We start from the raw sequence: 17,611 nt of genomic DNA, 5'->3' as shown, positions 1-17,611 counted from the left end.
TTGCTGGCGCGCACGATTTTTCTGCTTATCGGTCTTTCGGTCGGCGCCACGCAAATTCCGGCGCTGGTGGAAAGGTTTCAGCCAGGCCCGGCTACTGAGGCTGAAAAATCCCAGGTGAAACCAGAAGCAGCCAAACCGGAACCCGTTTCGCTGGGTGGCGTCAATTTGAAAGCGGACGCACGCGGCCACTTCAACGCCGCCTTCCGCATCAACGGCAAACCTTTCGACGGGCTTGTCGATACCGGCGCATCCATGGTTGCCATCAACGAGACAATCGCCCGGCGGCTCGGTTTCGGCGTCAACAGCCTCGACTACAAATATGCAATCTCGACTGCCAACGGCCAGACCATGGCGGCCTATGTGAAGCTCGACCGGGTAGAAATCGGCGCGATCCGCGTTCAGAATGTCGATGCCATGGTGCTGAAGGACAATGCGCTGAGCAACATGCTGATCGGCATGAGCTTCCTGAAGCAATTGTCGTCTTTCAAGGTATCGGGCGGCGAGATGCGGCTGGTCAGGTGATCCGCTCAAGGACCACAGGGCTGGTCTCTGTTGCAGCGTCAGCAATCCCGTAACAGGCCGCAATCCTTTTGACGGCACGTTCCGCTTCTTCCTTCGAAGTCGCATGGACGCTGGCGATAGGTTCGCCCTTTTCCACTTTCGTGCCGAGCGGTAGAATGTCCGAGATGCCGACGGAAGGATCGATCCTGTCGGACGGCTTTCTTCTGCCGCCGCCTAGCTCGACGACGACCATGCCGAAATCCCGCGTTGCGCAGGAGGTAAGCCAGCCGCTGCGCTCTGCCGGAACCGGAAGAATGACCGGTGCGGATGGCAGGTAATGGAATGGGCGTTCAACGAAATCCGAAGGCCCGCCAAGCGATGCCACCATTTTCGCAAAGACTTCCATGGCCCGGCCGGAGGAAAGAGCGGCGACAGCCAGAACCTCGCCTTCATCCAGAATGGCGGCGCTACCGGCCTGCACCAGCATTTCCGCCGCAAACGACAGGACGACCTTTTCAAGACGGGTCCCCGCCTTGCGGCCAGCCAGAAAATCCAGGCAATCGACGATTTCGACCGCATTGCCGGCAGCATCGCCAAGCGGCTGGTTCATGTCGGTTATCAGAGCCGTCGTCGGCAAGCCTGCACCATTTGCCACATCGACCAGCGCGCGGGCCAGATTGCGGGCATCCTCCACACTCTGCATGAAAGCGCCGTTGCCAACCTTTACATCCAGAACCAGTGTCTGCAGCCCGGCTGCAAGCTTCTTCGACAGGATCGAGGCGGTGATCAGCGGTATGGAATCCACCGTCGCGGTCACGTCGCGAATGGCATAAAGGCGTTTGTCGGCGGGGGCGAGATCGCCCGTCTGGCCGATGATGGCGCAGCCGACCGTCTTGACGGTTTGTCGAAACAAGGTCTCGTCCGGCATCACATTGTAGCCGGGGATCGCTTCCAGTTTGTCGAGCGTGCCGCCGGTATGGCCAAGGCCCCTGCCGGAAATCATCGGCACGGCGAGACCGCACGCGGCGACGATGGGGGCAAGCATCAGGGAAACATTGTCACCGACACCGCCGGTCGAATGTTTGTCTGCCACGGGGCCGCCGATATCGCTCCAGGACAAAACATCGCCGCTGTCGCGCATGGCAAGCGTCAGCGCCACCATCTCGTCACGGTCCATACCGCGGAAAAACACCGCCATGGCAAAAGCGGCGGCCTGCCCTTCCGATATGCCGTCCTTCGAGAGCGCATCGATAAAGGCGGCAATCTCCTGCCGCTCAAGAGACAGACCATCGCGTTTGCGGCGGATGATTTCCTGCGGGATCAAGCTCAATACCCGCTGGCAATCTTGGCCGGTTCGCCACCGGCCAGCACGTTCAGGATGTCATCGAGAACGCCCGAAGCGCCAAAACGAAAGGTCGATGGCATGGCCCAGTCGGGGGCCATGATGGTTTCCGCCAGCCGCAGGTAAAGCGTAGCGTCTTCCACCGTACCGATGCCGCCGGCGGGCTTGAAACCCACCTTCTGCCTGCTGTCGCGGATCGCCTGCAACATGATGTCGGCCGCCTCCAGGGTGGCGTTGATCGCAACCTTGCCTGTCGAGGTCTTGATAAAATCGGCCCCTTCGGCAATGGCGAGTTCGGAGGCGCGGCGAATAAAAGCCTTGTCCTTCAGCTCACCGGTTTCAAGAATGACCTTAAGCAGCACAGGCGCTACGCAGACCCTGCGCACGGCGGCCACCATCTCGGACACCGCTGTTTCATCGCCAGCTATGAATTTGCGATAGGGAATAACCAGATCGATTTCATCGGCACCGTCGCGGATCGCCACTTCTGTTTCCGCAACCACGGTCGCGACATCCAGATCACCAGAGGGAAAGTTGACGACGGTTGCGATGCGGATCGTGTGGTCTTTGCCGAACGCAGCCCGCGCCTGCGCCACGAAACGCGGCCATATGCAGATCGCAGCCGTATTGCCAAATTCGGTATGCGCCCGTTGGCACAGGGCGGCAATCTGTTGCGGAGTGCAGTCTTCGTTGAGGTTGGTCAGGTCCAGCAAGGACAATGTGAAGGCAGCCGCTTCGCGCGGACGCTGGAGTTCCATGGTCACGCTCCTCCTGCAATCATTTCCTTCAAGATAGCGGCAAGCCTTTTGCCACCCACCGGAGCCATGTCCTTGGTTTCCTCATGGCTCAGTTCCGCACCGGTCATGCCGGCACCGTAATTGGTAATAACCGATGCGGCGGCAACACGCATCCCGAAAAAGCGGGCAAGGATGACTTCCGGCACGGTGGACATGCCAACGGCATCCGCGCCAAGGAGCCGCGCCATGCGGATTTCCGCCGGCGTTTCAAAGCTTGGGCCGGAAAACCACATATAGACACCGCCGAACAAAGGTACTGTCGCACGGATTGCGGCATTGCGCATGGCAAGCATCAAGTCCGGATCGTAAGCCGTGGTCATGCCGACGAAGCGGCGGTCGCTTTCCTCGCCGATCAGCGGGTTCATGCCGGAGTAATTGATGTGATCGGTGATCTGCATGACCGAACCGGGCGGTATGTCCTGCCTGACCGAGCCTGCCGAGTTGGTGAGAATGAGCGACTGCACGCCGAGACCAGCGAGTGCTCCGATGACCGCGCGCATGGCGGCCGGATCGCCCTTTTCGTAATAATGCACCCGGCCAGAGAGCATCATCACCGGCTCACCGCCGAGATAACCGGCCACCAGTTCGCCCGCATGGCCGGAAACGCCGCTTGCAGGGAAACCGGGAAGCTCGGCATAGGGTACGCGGATCGGATCGCTGACCTCGTCCACCAGCGATCCCAGACCAGACCCCAGAACGATGGCGATGCGCGGCATCAGACCGTTCAGGCGCTCCACCAGAATATCGATCAGGGTATCTGTCATCAAAGCAGCTCGGTCTTGAAGCTGGCGGGCAGGAGTTCTTCCATGGTCATGACCTTCTGGACGCCGGTTTCGTCGCAGAGATAGATTTTCGTATCCGGCGAGGCGAATTCGACGATCTTCTGCCGGCAGCCGCCGCAGGGCGGGCATAGCGCCAGCTTTTCGGCGATGACGGCGATTTCGCTGATCTTCTTTGCTCCGCCCATGATCATGGCGCTGATGGCGGAAGGCTCCGCGCACCAGCCCTGCGGGAAGGAGATATTTTCGATATTGGCGCCCTTGTAGATTTTCCCGTCTTCGGCGCGGATCGCCGCACCGACCGGAAATTTCGAATAGGGCGCATGGGCGAAGGCCATGGCCTCAACCGCCGCCTCGAACAACTGATGGGACATCTGGTCACGGAACATGGATTTAACGCTCCTTCGCATAGGCAACGCCACCGGCCTTGGGCGGCTTGGCGACGCCGATGAAACCGGCAAGCAGGATGCAGGTCAGAATATAGGGCATGGCCTGGAAAATCTGCACCGGCACCTCGCCGATTCCAGGCACTGATTTGCCCTGCATGAAATTGGCGAAGGCATCCAGAAAACCGAACAGCAGGCAGGCGAACATGACCGGCACCGGTTTCCATTTCGCGAAGATCAGCGCAGCCAGCGCTATGTAACCCTTGCCAGCCGACATGTTGGCGATGAAGGCCGCCGATTGCGCAACGGCAAGATAGGCGCCGGAGAAACCGCAAAGGAAACCGGCGACGATGACGGCCCGGTAGCGCATCCATGTCACCGAAATGCCTGCGGTATCGACAGCGCCCGGATTTTCACCGACAGCGCGCAGGCGCAGGCCGAAACGAGTGCGGTAAAGCACCCACCAGGACAGCGGCACCGCCAGAAAGGCGAGATAGGTGAGGATATTGTTGCCGGAAATGACATTGGCATAGAGTGGGCCGATGAAAGGCACCTCACGCATCGCATCCGCGCCGGGCAGGATGATCGGTGCGAAACGGCCCTCGCCCGGCAATTGCGGCGTGCGGCCGCCCTGCCCGAACCAGGCCTGCCCCAGAACCACCGTCAGACCGGCGGCGATGAAGTTGAGCGCCACGCCCGACACGATCTGGTTACCGCGATTGGTGATGACGGCAAAGCCATGGATCAGCGAGAACAGGATGGAGACGGCAATGCCCGCAAGCAGACCTGCCCAGGGGTTTGCGGTCAAATAGGCGACACAGGCGGAGGCGAAGGCCGCCGCCAGCATCTTGCCTTCAAGCCCGATATCGAACACGCCCGCGCGTTCGGAAAACAGTCCGGCAAGCGCCGTGAACAGAAGCGGGATGGTGAGACGGACGGTCGAGCCGAGAATGCTGACCAGCATATCGAAAAAATCCATATCAGCTCACCCCTTTGCCAAACGCTGGTAGATGCGGACGATCGTCGGCCGGTACATATATTCGAGCGCACCGGCGAACAGGATCACCAGACCCTGGATCACCACGATCATCTCGCGGGTAATGTTTGGCATCTCAAAAGAGAGATCCGCACCGCCCTGATAGAGGATGCCGAACAGCAGCGCCGAAAACAAAATGCCGAGCGGGTGACTTCGCCCCATCAGCGACACGGCGATGCCGACGAAACCCGCACCGCCGACGAATTCCACCTGCAGGCGGGCGGAAGCACCCATGACCGGGTTCAGCGCCATCATGCCAGCCAAGCCGCCGGAAATGAGCATGGCGATGATGACGGTGCGCGCATAGGGAATGCCGGCATAGATGGCGGCGGAAGGGCTGACGCCGAGCGTGCGCATCTCATAACCGAGCTTGGTGCGCCAGATCAGCACCCAGACGAGAAAACACATCACCAGCGCGATGAGGAAGGACACATTGAACGGCGCCGGCCCGAGCTTGAGGCCAAACAGCGCCATCAGCCAGTCGAGCTTCGGCAATTGCCCGCCTGGCAGGAAAGTGCGCGTTTCCGGCGCCATCTTGCCCGGCACGATCAACACGTTCACCAGCAGATAGACCATCAGGGCCGCTGCAATGAAGTTGAACATGATGGTGGTGATGACGACGTGGCTGCCACGTTTTGCCTGCAGCCAGGCCGGAATGAAGGCCCAGGCCGCGCCGAAAACCGCAGCGCCGATAACGGCAAAAGGCATCGTCACATACCAGGGCACATAACGGTCGAGCGCCAGCGCCACCAGCGCCGCACCCAGCCCGCCAATATAGGCCTGCCCCTCGGAACCGATGTTGAACAAACCGGCATGGAAGGCGACCGCGACGGAGAGGCCGGTGAAGATGAAGCTCGTCGTGTAAAACAGCGTGAAGCCGATGGCATCGCCACGGCCGAGCGCACCTTCGATCAGCAGACGAAGCGCCGCCAGCGGGTTTTCACCGATCGACCAGACGACAAGGCCGGAAATCAGAAATGCGGTGATGACGTTCAACAGCGGCAACAGGCCGTAGCTGATCCAGTTTGGTAGGGGTACGGAAGCGGTACTCATTCATGCCTCATGCGGCGATGCCGGCCATCATCAGGCCCAGCGTCTGTTCTTCGGCTTCCGCCGTTTTTTCTCCAACGACACGCCCGGAGAACATGACCATGATCCGGTCCGAAAGGGAACGGATTTCATCGAGCTCGACCGAAACCAGCAAAATCGCCTTGCCGGCATCGCGCATTTCAATGATGCGGCGATGGATGAATTCGATGGCGCCGATATCCACGCCACGGGTGGGCTGGCCGATGATCAGCATCTTCGGGTCACGCTCGATTTCGCGGGCGACGACGATCTTCTGCTGGTTGCCGCCGGAAAAATTGGCGGTCTTCAACTGCGGGTTCGGCGGACGGATATCGTATTTCTCGATCATTTCGACCGCACCCCTGCGGATGGCGTCGGGGTTTAGGAAAGGTCCCTTGCCGTAACGCTCGTCGTGGTGATAGCCGAGGATGGAATTTTCATATTCCTCGAATTTCAGCACCAGGCCCATATGGTGGCGGTCCTCCGGGATATGTGCGAGGCCGAGTTCGCGCAAAATCGCCGGATCCGGGCGATCCACCTTCTGCCCGGCCACCCATATCTCGCCCGAATGGGGCTTGCGGATGCCCGCGATCGCTTCCAGAAGTTCGGACTGGCCATTGCCCGCCACACCGGCGATGCCGACGATTTCACCGGCGCGGACATCGAGCGACACATCATCCACCATGGTGACACCACGGCTGTCCTTGACGGTGAGATTGCGGACGGAAAGAAGAACCTCGCCCGGCGTCGTCTCGCCCTTTTCCACCCTGAGCAGCACACGACGGCCGACCATCAGTTCGGCCAGTTCCTCGACGCTGGTTTCGGAGGTTTTGCGGGTCGCCACCATTTCGCCGCGGCGCATGACCGAGACGGAGTCCGTGATCGCCATGATCTCGCGCAGCTTGTGGGTGATGAGGATGACGGTCTTGCCCTGCTCGCGCAGGACGCCGAGGATCTTGAAAAGGTGATCGGCCTCCGCAGGCGTGAGAACACCCGTCGGCTCGTCGAGAATGAGGATTTCGGCGCCGCGATACATGGCTTTCAGGATTTCGACGCGCTGTTGCAGGCCGACCGGCAATTCCTCGATCACCGCATCCGGATCGACTTCCAGCCCGTAATCGTCCTCGAGACGCTGCAACTCCCTGCGTGCCGAAGCCCGGCCCTTCGCAAGCGATGCGCCACCTTCCGCGCCCAGCATGACGTTTTCCAGCACGGTGAAATTTTCCACCAGCATGAAATGCTGATGCACCATGCCTATGCCTGAATTGATCGCGGCCTGACTGTCGCGGATCGTGATCGGCGCGCCATTCACCCGGATTTCGCCAGCATCGGCCTGGTAAAAACCGTAGAGGATCGACATCAGGGTCGATTTCCCCGCGCCGTTTTCCCCGATGATGCCGTGGATCGTACCCTTGGCAACGGTCAGATTGATATTCTTGTTAGCGTGAACGGCACCGAATTTCTTATCGATGCCCACGAGTTCGATTGCAGGGTCCATACTCAAACCGAAACCTCTCCGAAGGCTGGATATGAAAAGGGCGCAAGGTGAAAAATCACCACGCGCCCCCGACACATATCATATCATTTCGGGCAGGAATTATCCGCCATGTAGTCGTGAACCTTGACGGTGCCGGCAATGATGTCGGCCTTGGCCTTATCCACGGCGGCAGTCATCTCGGGCGTGATCAGAGCCTTGTTGTTGTCGTCAAGCGCGTAAGCAACGCCGTCTTCCTTGACACCAAGTGCAACGACGCCGGGGGTGAACTTGTCATCCTTGGCATCCTTGTAGGCGTTGTAGACAGCCAGATCGACGCGCTTGACCATCGAGGTCAGAACAGAGCCGGGATGCAGGTGGTTCTGGTTGGAATCCACGCCGATCGAGAACTTCTTGTTGTCGGCAGCGGTCTGCAACACGCCAATACCGGTCGCACCGGCTGCCGCGTAGATCACGTCGGCGCCCTGGTCGATCTGGTTCTTGGTAAGTTCACCGCCGCGCACCGGATCGTTCCAGGCAGCACCCGTGGTACCGGTCATGTTCTGGAAAACTTCGATCTTGTCGTTGGCCGCCTTGGCGCCCTGCGCATAACCGCAGGCGAATTTGCGGATCAGCGGAATATCCATGCCGCCGATGAAGCCGACCTTGCCGGTCTTGGAGGCCATGCCTGCCAGAAGACCGACGAGATAAGAGCCTTCGTGCTCCTTGTAGACGACGGAGCGGACATTCGGCAGCTCTACGACGGAATCGACGATGACGAACTTGGTGTCCGGGAATTCGGCAGCAACCTTTTCCATGGCCGAGGTCCAGGCGAAGGATACGGCAACGACCGGGTTGAAGCCCTTGCTCGCGAAGTTGCGGATGGCCTGCTCGCCCTGCGTGTCGCTCGTCGGTTCAAAATCGCGGAACTCGATGCCCGTTTCTGCCTTGAACTTTTCAGCGCCAGTCGCAGCGGCTTCGTTGAACGACTTGTCGAACTTGCCGCCCGTGCCATAGACCAGCGCTGGCTTGATATCGGCGGCAAGCGCGGAAGCCGACATCGCGGCAAGCGCAAAAAGTGTCAGAAGGGATTTTTTCATTGTGCAGCCCTGTTGTTGCAATTGATATTTTAAGGGTCCTCCCGCAACCCGTTGACCGGGATTGTCTGCGGAACCGCCAGCCGTTTCCCCGGCTGTGCTTGGCGCATATCCTTGCATGGCTCAATGAAAAATTCATCCGGTTTTTTTGACCCGGTGGAAAAACTTTATTCTGGCGCTTTTTTGGTCTTTCCGCCGGGTCAACCTGCAAAAAATCTAGTCGATATTGCAGCTTACGCCCGTTCCCCTGAGGCCGCAGTAGCCACCTGGGTTCTTGGCAAGATATTGCTGGTGATAGTCTTCGGCGTAATAAAACGTTTCAAGCGGTCCGATTTCGGTGGTGATGGCGCGGCCATGGCCCGCCTCGTCCAAAGCCTTTTGAAAGGCGTCGTGCGCCTTCTGCGCCTGATGCAACTGGCCTTCGGTATTGGCATAAATAGCGGAACGATAGGTCGTGCCGACGTCGTTTCCCTGCCGCATCCCTTGAGTCGGATCATGCTCCTCGAAGAATATTTTAAGCAGGCCCGACAGCGAGATCACAGCCGGATCGTAGACGACCTTGACCACTTCGGCATGACCGGTTTGGCCGGTCGTCGTCTCGTGATAGGTGGGGTTGCGGGTGAAGCCGCCGGCATAACCCACCGCCGTCACCCACACGCCCGGCGTTTTCCAGAACAGCCGTTCCGCGCCCCAGAAGCAGCCCATGCCAAGATAGATGGTTTCGAAACCATCCGGATAAGGCCCTTTCAAGGGCCGGCCATTCACGAAATGGGTTTCCGGCACCGCGAGCGCCTCTTCACGGCCGGGCAAGGCCGTTTCTTCGGTCGGCATCGTCGTCTTTTTTGAAAGCGTATCGAACAGGAACATTCGGTCCTCCGTGCGGCCAGTTCCGCCGCTTGTCATGTTTCACATCTGCGGGCGCCGTTCCCCGTCAGACTGGTGAGCGCCTCATCATTTTGCGCTTCCTGTAACCGGCCATCCAGCAAAGCAGGGACAGCGCGAGGAAAAAAGCAAATGCGGGCAGTCCCGACAGGGCATTTTCAATGAAGCGCCACGCTTCAGGGTGAATATAGTGAGCCATGGCCGCTTCCACCATGGTGCGCGAGGCAGGAAGAAGATAGTTCCAGACGGACAGGATGCCGGTGATGTTGACCGAGGATGTGGAAACCGAGCGGATCGAATCGAGCACGCCGAGGAAAACCGCCGCAATGAGGAGAAGAAAGCTCAAAAACCGCAAAAAAGCTTTCATCAGGACACCTCGGTTAAGGCCCATCGCTTCGACGGCCACATTCTGAAACATATATTGCATCGATAAAGGTGGGAAAACCGGTTTGCAATCGCATTGGAACGCAGGAAATTGCCGACAATTCAAAAAACTGTCAGATTCGTGTTGATCCCTGCGAATTCATCGGTATATATCGCGCCGTTCCAGTGATTTGCATTCTTCAAAACATGCAGATTTGAAAAAAGGACAGGTGGCCGAGTGGTTTAAGGCGCACGCCTGGAACGCGTGTGTGCGTGAAAGCGTACCGTGGGTTCGAATCCCACCCTGTCCGCCATTTCACCTCATCCTCACCGATACAACCAATCTTTGCCATTGCCCGCGAAACGTGCCGTCAAAGTCGCGTTTTTCCGCTCGCGCGAGCGTTGGTGGCTATGCTTCTGCACAGACAAGGGTTTCATCCGCTTTTTTGCTGCGCTTCACCCTCTCTTGCGCCTTGCAGCAGGAAAAATCGCTCCTTATATACGCCGCAGAACTGCAGCGAATACTGCAAATCCAAGTCAAGGAGTTGTCAATGGAATGCCTCACGGGGTTCCGACATCTCGCTTCAAGGAGAGAAGAGCATGGCAAAAGTAATCGGTATCGACCTTGGCACAACCAATTCCTGCGTGGCGGTGATGGATGGCAAGGACATTAAGGTGATCGAAAACGCGGAAGGCGCGCGCACGACACCGTCCATGGTGGCATTTTCCGACGATGGCGAACGCCTTGTCGGCCAGCCGGCAAAGCGCCAGGCGGTCACCAACCCGACCAACACCCTGTTTGCGGTCAAGCGCCTCATCGGCCGTCGTTACGAAGACCCGACCGTCGAAAAGGACAAGGCCCTCGTTCCCTTTGAAATCGTCAATGGCGACAATGGCGATGCATGGGTGAAGGCGCAGGACAAGAACTATTCCCCTTCGCAGATTTCCGCGATGATCCTTCAGAAGATGAAGGAAACGGCTGAATCCTATCTCGGTGAAAAGGTCGAGAAGGCCGTCATCACCGTTCCGGCCTATTTCAATGACGCCCAGCGCCAGGCAACCAAGGATGCCGGCCGCATCGCCGGTCTTGAAGTCCTGCGCATCATCAACGAGCCGACTGCGGCCGCACTCGCCTATGGCCTCGACAAGAAGGAAGGCAAGACCATCGCCGTTTACGACCTTGGCGGCGGCACCTTCGATATTTCCGTTCTGGAAATCGGCGACGGCGTTTTCGAAGTGAAATCCACCAATGGCGATACTTTCCTCGGTGGTGAAGACTTCGACATGCGTCTGGTCGAATATCTGGCCGGTGAGTTCAAGAAGGATCAGGGCATCGACCTGAAGAACGACAAGCTCGCTCTGCAGCGCCTCAAGGAAGCTGCCGAAAAGGCGAAGATCGAACTTTCGTCCTCGCAGCAGACCGAAATCAACCTGCCGTTCATCACGGCTGACGCTTCCGGTCCGAAGCATCTGACGCTGAAGCTGACCCGCGCCAAGTTCGAAAGCCTGGTGGACGATCTGGTGCAGCGCACTGTCGCACCGTGCAAGGCAGCCCTCAAGGATGCCGGCGTTACCGCTGCCGAGATCGATGAAGTCGTGCTGGTCGGTGGCATGAGCCGCATGCCGAAGGTGCAGGAAGTCGTCAAGCAGTTGTTCGGCAAGGAGCCGCATAAGGGCGTGAACCCCGATGAAGTGGTTGCCATGGGCGCTGCCATTCAGGCCGGTGTTCTGCAGGGCGACGTCAAGGACGTTCTGCTGCTCGACGTGACCCCGCTGTCGCTCGGCATCGAAACGCTGGGTGGCGTCTTCACCCGCCTGATCGATCGCAACACGACGATCCCGACGAAGAAGAGCCAGACCTTCTCGACCGCCGAAGACAGCCAGTCGGCCGTGACGATCCGCGTCTCGCAGGGCGAGCGCGAAATGGCACAGGACAACAAGCTGCTCGGCCAGTTCGACCTCGTTGGCCTGCCGCCGGCACCGCGCGGCGTTCCGCAGATCGAAGTGACCTTCGATATCGACGCCAACGGCATCGTGCAGGTTTCGGCGAAAGACAAGGGCACCGGCAAGGAACAGCAGATCCGCATCCAGGCCTCCGGTGGTCTGTCTGACGCCGACATCGAGAAGATGGTGAAGGACGCTGAAGCCAATGCCGAGACCGACAAGAAGCGTCGTGCGGGCGTCGAGGCGAAGAACCAGGCCGAAAGCCTCGTTCACTCCACCGAGAAATCGGTGAAGGAATATGGCGACAAGGTTTCCGAAACCGACCGCAAGGCCATCGAAGACGCCATTGCCAGCCTGAAGACCGCCATTGAAGCTTCCGAACCGGATGCAGATGACATTCAGGCCAAGACCCAGACCCTCATGGAAGTTTCCATGAAGCTCGGTCAGGCCATCTACGAAGCGCAGCAGGCCGAGGCCGGTGATGCTTCTGCGGAAGGCGGCAAGGACGACGTCGTCGACGCCGACTATGAGGAAATCAAGGACGACAAGAAGTCCGCTTAATCGCGTGGCTTCCCGTCTCCTGTCGATATATGCAAGACATCCGGCTGCCGACGTGCAGCCGGAAATCCATTTGCGAGGCTTGTTATCTTAATGGCGAAAGCAGACTTTTACGAAACCCTTGGCGTCAGCAGGACTGCGGACGAAAAAGAGCTGAAGGGCGCCTTCCGCAAACTCGCGATGAAATTCCATCCGGACAAAAACCCTGATGATGCCGATTCCGAACGGAAGTTCAAGGAAATCAACGAAGCCTACGAAACGCTGAAGGACCCGCAAAAACGCGCGGCCTATGACCGTTTCGGCCACGCTGCGTTTGAAAATGGCGGCATGGGCGGCGGCGGCATGGGCGGCGGCGGTTTCGCCAATGGCGGTTTCTCGGATATATTCGAGGACATCTTCGGCGAGATGATGGGTGGAGGACGCGCACGCCGCTCTTCCGGCGGGCGTGAGCGCGGGGCCGACCTTCGCTACAATATGGAAATCACGCTGGAAGAAGCCTTCGCCGGCAAGACGGCGCAGATCAGGGTTCCGACCTCGATCACCTGCGACGTTTGTTCCGGTTCGGGCGCAAAACCCGGCACGCAGCCCAAGACCTGCGGCACCTGTCAGGGTTCCGGCCGCGTGCGCGCAGCACAGGGCTTCTTCTCGGTGGAGCGCACCTGCCCCACCTGCCACGGGCGCGGACAGACGATTTCCGATCCCTGTGGCAAGTGCCATGGCCAGGGCCGCGTGACGGAAGAGCGTTCGCTTTCGGTCAACATCCCCTCGGGCATCGAGGATGGCACCCGCATTCGCCTGCAGGGCGAAGGCGAAGCCGGTATGCGTGGCGGCCCGGCAGGCGATCTCTACATCTTCCTGTCCGTGCGTCCGCATGAGTTCTTCCAGCGCGATGGCGCCGATCTTTATTGCACCGTGCCGATCTCCATGACGACGGCAGCACTTGGCGGCACTTTCGACGTCACGACGCTCGACGGCACGAAGTCGCGCGTCACCGTTCCGGAAGGCACCCAGCCCGGCAAGCAGTTCCGTCTGAAGAGCAAGGGCATGCCGGTGCTGCGTTCGGCGCAGACTGGCGATCTCTACATCCAGATCCAGATCGAGACGCCGCAGAAGCTCAGCAAGCGCCAGCGCGAGCTGTTGCAGGAGTTCGAACAGCTCTCTTCCCAGGAGAATAATCCGGAATCGACCGGTTTCTTTGCCCGGATGAAGGAATTCTTCGACGGCTGATCATCGTCGTTTCACATCGTGAAAAACGCCGCCGTCTTTCGGGACAGGCGGCGTTTCTGTTTCCAGGTCAGCCGGTAAAACCGCCCTCATCCAGATATTGCCGTTCTTCCGCCGTCGTTTCACGCAGCAATATGCCGTTGCGATGCGGAAAGCGGCCGAAACGCGCAACAATGTCGCGATGCTGTTCGGCGTGGTGGAGGTAAAGCCCGCCAAGCGGCCGGTTGAGAGTGCAGGCGCGCTCCTGATCCTCAATGTTCTCGGCGTGCGAAAAGGGCAGATAAAAGAAGACCCGCAAATCTTCGCTCACCGCCTGATCGTGGCCACGGCGGATGGCGTCGCGGGCGAACAGGCGTGCCAGCGGATCGGTCGCATACATATGCGCTGTGCCGCGAAAGCAGTTACGTGGAAACTGATCCAGAAGAAGCATCAGCGCGAGGCTGCTTTCCGCGTCGCTCAGCCAGCCGTCCAGCTCGCGCCTTGCGGCAGCGAAATGGGCATCGCGAAAACGGTCGTGAAAGTGGCTGTCGAAAGCGGCGTCCTTGTCGAACCATTTGTCTGGTCCCGCCTCCTTCCAGAAATCCACGATTTCGGGGGCGAGCGCGGCTGTGTCGTTTTTCATCGGGTCCTCCTCATCAATAATGCGGCGGCCGGGTGATTGCGGGCGCATCCAGCGATTGCTCCTCAAGGCTCAGGAAACGCTCCGTCAACCGGTCGAGTTTGGCGCGGGCCTGTTCCACCACCTTCCACTGTTCCGTCAGCTGGTCGGACAGTTCCTCTATGGCCTTCGCCTGATGCGCGATCGTTTCCTCAAGCGCAATGATCCGTTTTTCGGTTTCCGACGTCATATCGACCTCTCTTTCCCGCTCTTCCTTCGCCCTAAAAAGCCTCAAGTCAACCATATGCCGCTTTCGTGAACCGGATTCGTCACACCGATCCCGTCAACGCAGAAACGCCGGCGACGTTTCCGTCACCGGCGTTCTGAATTTTTCGATTTCGCTCAGTCCTCTTCTACGAAGACCTGTTCGCGTTTGGCCTTCACGCTTGGCAGGAAGACGACGATCAGCACGGCCAGGGCAATGAAAAGCAGGGTGGCGCTGATCGGCCGGGTGACGAAGGTGCTGGGATCGCCGCGCGACAGGATCATCGCGCGCCGCAGGTTTTCCTCCAGCAGCGGGCCAAGCACGAAGCCCAAGAGCAGCGGCGCAGGCTCGCAGCGCAGCTTCACCAGCACATAGCCGATGAAACCGAAGAAGGCGACGGCATAGAGGTCGAAGACGTTGGAATTGACGCTGTAGACCCCGATGGCGCAGAAAGCCATGATGATGGGGAAAAGCACATAATAGGGCACCGTCAGCAGCTTCACCCACAGCCCGATCAGGGGCAGATTGAGGATGACGAGCATCAGATTGCCGATCCACATGGATGCGATGATGCCCCAGAACAGCGCCGGCTGCTCGATGGCGACGTTCGGGCCCGGCACGATGCCCTGAATGATCATCGCTCCGATCATCAGCGCCATCACGGGATTGGCCGGAATGCCGAGCGTGAGAAGCGGGATGAAGGAGGTTTGGGCACCGGCATTGTTGGCGGATTCGGGACCAGCGACACCGGCAACCGCACCGTGGCCGAACTCCTCCGGATGTTTGGAGACGCGTTTCTCCACCGTGTAGGATGCGAAGGCCGCGAGGATAGCCCCACCGCCGGGCAGGATGCCCAGCGCCGAACCGATGGCCGTGCCACGCAGCACGGGGCCGATCATCTGCTTGAAGTCCTCCTTCGTCGGCATCAGGCTGCTGACCTTGGCGATCAGCACCGAACGGGTGCGCTCGTTTTCGAGATTGCGCAGGATTTCTGCGATACCGAACACGCCGACGGCCACGGCCACGAAGTTCAGGCCATCGGCATATTCACGGATGCCGAGGGTGAAGCGGGGCGTGCCGCTATAGATATCCGTGCCAACAAGACCGAGCAGCAGGCCGAGCACGACCATGGCCAGCGCCTTGACGATAGAGCCATGGGCAAGCGCGATGGACGAGACGAGGCCGACGACCATCAGCGAGAAATATTCCGCAGCACCAAACTCCAGGGCAATCGCCGTCAAGGGCGGTGCGAAGATCGCCACGAGGAAAGTGGACACCGTACCGGCAAAAAACGAACCGATGGCGGCAATCGCAAGTGCGGCCCCCGCTTTACCCTTGCGCGCCATCTGATAACCGTCGATGGCGGTGACGGCAGAGGAGGATTCACCCGGCATGTTGATGAGGATTGCCGTGGTGGAGCCGCCATATTGCGCGCCGTAATAAATGCCGGCGAGCATGATGAGCGACGAAACGGGCTCGAGTTGAAAGGTGATCGGCAACAGCATGGCGATGGTCGCCGTCGCGCCGATACCGGGCAGTACGCCGATCAGGGTGCCGAGCAGCACGCCGATCAGGCAGAAAAAAAGGTTTTCCAGGGACGATGCCGTGGCGAAACCGAGTGCGAGATTATTGAACAAATCCATCGCAGACCTCAAAATTTAAGCCAGGGGCCGAACTGCTGGAACGGCAGACCGAGACCATATTCAAATACCGCCACTGAAAAGACCGTGATGGCTGTGGAAAGCAGCACCGCCATGACCGGGCTCATCTTATGCGAGGCGAAAGCTGCGATGAGCGCGCTGAAAAACAGCGCCGGCACGAAGCCGAGCCCTCGCACCGTCAGACCGAAAAAGATGGGCGCCGGCAGGATGAAGAATATTCCTCGCCAGGCGATGGCGCCGATGGCCTCGCCCTGAACGCGCGTCGACCGCAGAAATATAACGCCGCCGAGCAGGATCAGCACGGTCGCCAGGACAAGCGGAAAATAGCCCGGGCCCATGCGAAAGGCGGTCCCGATTTCAAGCCCGAATGACTGCAAGGCGAAAAAAGCGCCGAGACCGATGAAAATTGCCCCGCAGGCAGCTTCGGCAGGGTCAATGAAAAACGACTTCATGAAAGATGCCCCTCCACTGCGGCCGGTGACACACCGTTCCGCGCGTTAAAATGACGGCAAAGGCCGGCGGCAGGGTGCCGCCGGCAATGCTTTGACCATCAGTCGGCATATTGGCCGGCGGACTCGATTACCGGCTTCCAGCGAGCGATTTCGCTTTCGAGCTTGGCTTTTAGAGCTGCGGGCGTCGCATCGTTTTCGGCCGAAGGCGTGGTGCCGAGTTCGGCAAAACGGGCAGCGACATTCTTGTCCTTCAGCGCCACCTGAAGCGACTTGGAGAGCTTCTCGTTGATTTCGGCAGGCGTACCCTTCGGCGTGTAGATGCCGTGCCAGATGCCCACTTCAAAGTTCGACAGACCCGCCTCTGCCGCAGTCGGCACGTCGGGCAGCACGTCGAGCCGCTTGGCCGTGGTCACGGCATAGGCTTTCACGGTTCCGCCCTGGATTTGCTTGGTGGTATTGGTGGTCTGGTCGCACATGATGTCGACCTGTCCGCCGAGCAGATCGGTCATTGCCGGGCCTGTGCCCTTATAGGGAACGGTGACGAGCGGTGTCTCGATGGCGCTCATGAACAACATGCCGCACAGATGCGAGGCGGCGCCGATGCCGGCATTGGCAACGGTGACCTTGTCCTTGTTCGCCTTGGCGTATTCGATCAGATCCTTGAGGTCCTTGGTCTCGAGGTTCTTGCGCGACAGGATGGTCATCGGCACTTCCGTGACCAGACCGACATATTCGAACGCATTCAGGGTATCATAAGCGAGCTTGCGATAGAGCGTGGCGCTCGTCGCCATACCGATATGGTGCAGGAGAACGGTGTAACCGTCCGCATCGGCCGCCGCCACGCGCCCGGCACCCAGCGTGCCACCCGCGCCGCCGACATTTTCGACGATGATCTGCCGGCCGAGATCCTTCGACATGGCTTCGGCGACAAGACGCGCGACCGTATCCGTCGGGCCACCGGCGGCAAAGGGTATGACCATGGTGATGTTGCGCTCGGGATAGTTCTGAGCGGATGCGGAAAGCGCAAAAAGGGAAACGGCAGCGGCGGCGGCAAGGCCGGTAACTGTCTTCAGTATTTTCATCGATTCCTCCCGGATGAAAATGTTCGCCACTTCAGCCGCACATGCTCCTCCATGGCGACCGGGGTGGGTTATTTGCGATCCGGAATCATTGTTCAGCAACGA

The 17,611-nt window shown here is 59.4% G+C and carries 18 protein-coding genes and 1 tRNA gene; 4 read left to right on the top strand and 15 right to left on the bottom strand.

The features are described from left to right. Nucleotides 1–522: a TIGR02281 family clan AA aspartic protease gene (locus RS75_RS05030; protein WP_045018012.1), complete on the top strand. Its 522-nt coding sequence runs from the start codon at nt 1–3 to the stop codon at nt 520–522. Here RS75_RS05030 and deoA read toward each other — a convergent pair. The 10 genes from deoA to RS75_RS04980 all read right to left on the bottom strand — a co-directional run bounded on the left by deoA (nt 515) and on the right by RS75_RS04980 (nt 9,729). Then, nucleotides 515–1,831, bottom strand: a complete 1,317-nt coding sequence (deoA, locus tag RS75_RS05025; RefSeq protein ID WP_084686467.1) for a thymidine phosphorylase — start codon at nt 1,829–1,831, stop codon at nt 515–517. The genes RS75_RS05030 and deoA overlap by 8 nt on opposite strands. Then, nucleotides 1,828–2,601, bottom strand: coding sequence for a deoxyribose-phosphate aldolase (gene deoC, locus RS75_RS05020; protein ID WP_045018009.1), 774 nt, complete (start codon nt 2,599–2,601; stop codon nt 1,828–1,830). Before deoC ends, deoA begins: the two co-directional genes overlap by 4 nt. Nucleotides 2,602–2,603: 2 nt before the next feature. Next, the gene (locus RS75_RS05015) at nt 2,604–3,404 is read right to left on the bottom strand and encodes a purine-nucleoside phosphorylase (RefSeq protein ID WP_045018007.1); all 801 of its coding nucleotides are present in this window, start codon (nt 3,402–3,404) and stop codon (nt 2,604–2,606) included. Further along, nucleotides 3,404–3,793, bottom strand: a complete 390-nt coding sequence (locus RS75_RS05010) for a cytidine deaminase (protein WP_045018341.1) — start codon at nt 3,791–3,793, stop codon at nt 3,404–3,406. Before RS75_RS05010 ends, RS75_RS05015 begins: the two co-directional genes overlap by 1 nt. 19 nt (nt 3,794–3,812) lie before the next feature. Then, nucleotides 3,813–4,784: an ABC transporter permease gene (locus tag RS75_RS05005; protein ID WP_003514401.1), complete on the bottom strand. Its 972-nt coding sequence runs from the start codon at nt 4,782–4,784 to the stop codon at nt 3,813–3,815. A 6-nt stretch (nt 4,785–4,790) separates the two neighbouring features. Then, a complete protein-coding gene (locus RS75_RS05000; RefSeq protein WP_045018005.1) occupies nt 4,791–5,894 on the bottom strand; it encodes an ABC transporter permease in 1,104 nt (367 codons plus the stop codon). Between the two features lie 7 nt (nt 5,895–5,901). Further along, the gene (locus tag RS75_RS04995) at nt 5,902–7,407 is read right to left on the bottom strand and encodes an ABC transporter ATP-binding protein (RefSeq protein ID WP_045018003.1); all 1,506 of its coding nucleotides are present in this window, start codon (nt 7,405–7,407) and stop codon (nt 5,902–5,904) included. A gap of 83 nt (nt 7,408–7,490) precedes the next feature. Then, nucleotides 7,491–8,483 (bottom strand): BMP family lipoprotein, encoded by a 993-nt coding sequence (locus RS75_RS04990; protein WP_045018001.1) that lies wholly within the window; start codon nt 8,481–8,483, stop codon nt 7,491–7,493. Nucleotides 8,484–8,696: 213 nt separating this feature from the next. Beyond that, on the bottom strand, nt 8,697–9,347 hold the full coding sequence (gene msrA / locus RS75_RS04985) for a peptide-methionine (S)-S-oxide reductase MsrA (RefSeq protein ID WP_045017999.1): 651 nt from the start codon (nt 9,345–9,347) through the stop codon (nt 8,697–8,699). A 64-nt stretch (nt 9,348–9,411) separates the two neighbouring features. Then, on the bottom strand, nt 9,412–9,729 hold the full coding sequence (locus RS75_RS04980) for a hypothetical protein (RefSeq protein ID WP_045018339.1): 318 nt from the start codon (nt 9,727–9,729) through the stop codon (nt 9,412–9,414). A 220-nt stretch (nt 9,730–9,949) separates the two neighbouring features. Here RS75_RS04980 and RS75_RS04975 point away from each other — a divergent pair. From RS75_RS04975 to dnaJ, 3 genes are all read left to right on the top strand, one after another. After that, nucleotides 9,950–10,039, top strand: a tRNA-Ser gene (locus tag RS75_RS04975). A gap of 286 nt (nt 10,040–10,325) precedes the next feature. Beyond that, entirely contained in the window at nt 10,326–12,230 is a 1,905-nt protein-coding gene (gene dnaK, locus RS75_RS04970) for a molecular chaperone DnaK (RefSeq protein ID WP_045017997.1), read from the top strand. 90 nt (nt 12,231–12,320) lie between these two features. Continuing rightward, on the top strand, nt 12,321–13,454 hold the full coding sequence (dnaJ, locus tag RS75_RS04965) for a molecular chaperone DnaJ (protein WP_045017995.1): 1,134 nt from the start codon (nt 12,321–12,323) through the stop codon (nt 13,452–13,454). 67 nt (nt 13,455–13,521) lie between these two features. On the opposite strand, the gene RS75_RS04960 is transcribed toward dnaJ, so the two are convergent. The 5 genes from RS75_RS04960 to RS75_RS04940 all read right to left on the bottom strand — a co-directional run bounded on the left by RS75_RS04960 (nt 13,522) and on the right by RS75_RS04940 (nt 17,509). Further along, a complete protein-coding gene (locus RS75_RS04960; RefSeq protein WP_045017992.1) occupies nt 13,522–14,073 on the bottom strand; it encodes a DUF924 family protein in 552 nt (183 codons plus the stop codon). A 13-nt stretch (nt 14,074–14,086) separates the two neighbouring features. Next, the gene (locus RS75_RS04955; protein WP_045017990.1) at nt 14,087–14,299 is read right to left on the bottom strand and encodes a SlyX family protein; all 213 of its coding nucleotides are present in this window, start codon (nt 14,297–14,299) and stop codon (nt 14,087–14,089) included. A 152-nt stretch (nt 14,300–14,451) separates the two neighbouring features. Then, nucleotides 14,452–15,957 carry a tripartite tricarboxylate transporter permease gene (locus RS75_RS04950; protein WP_045017988.1) on the bottom strand — a complete coding sequence of 502 codons (1,506 nt, stop codon included), beginning with the start codon at nt 15,955–15,957 and terminating at the stop codon, nt 14,452–14,454. A gap of 8 nt (nt 15,958–15,965) precedes the next feature. After that, complete coding sequence (locus tag RS75_RS04945; RefSeq protein WP_045017986.1) at nt 15,966–16,427, bottom strand: tripartite tricarboxylate transporter TctB family protein; 462 nt, start codon at nt 16,425–16,427, stop codon at nt 15,966–15,968. A gap of 98 nt (nt 16,428–16,525) precedes the next feature. Further along, entirely contained in the window at nt 16,526–17,509 is a 984-nt protein-coding gene (locus RS75_RS04940) for a tripartite tricarboxylate transporter substrate-binding protein (protein ID WP_045018337.1), read from the bottom strand. Nucleotides 17,510–17,611 lie beyond the last annotated feature (102 nt).

The sequence above is a fragment of the Rhizobium nepotum 39/7 genome, assembly GCF_000949865.1.
Classification (GTDB): domain Bacteria; phylum Pseudomonadota; class Alphaproteobacteria; order Rhizobiales; family Rhizobiaceae; genus Agrobacterium; species Agrobacterium nepotum.
The sequence above is the reverse complement of the archived record's forward strand: the minus strand, read 5'-3'. Positions and strand labels throughout refer to the sequence as shown.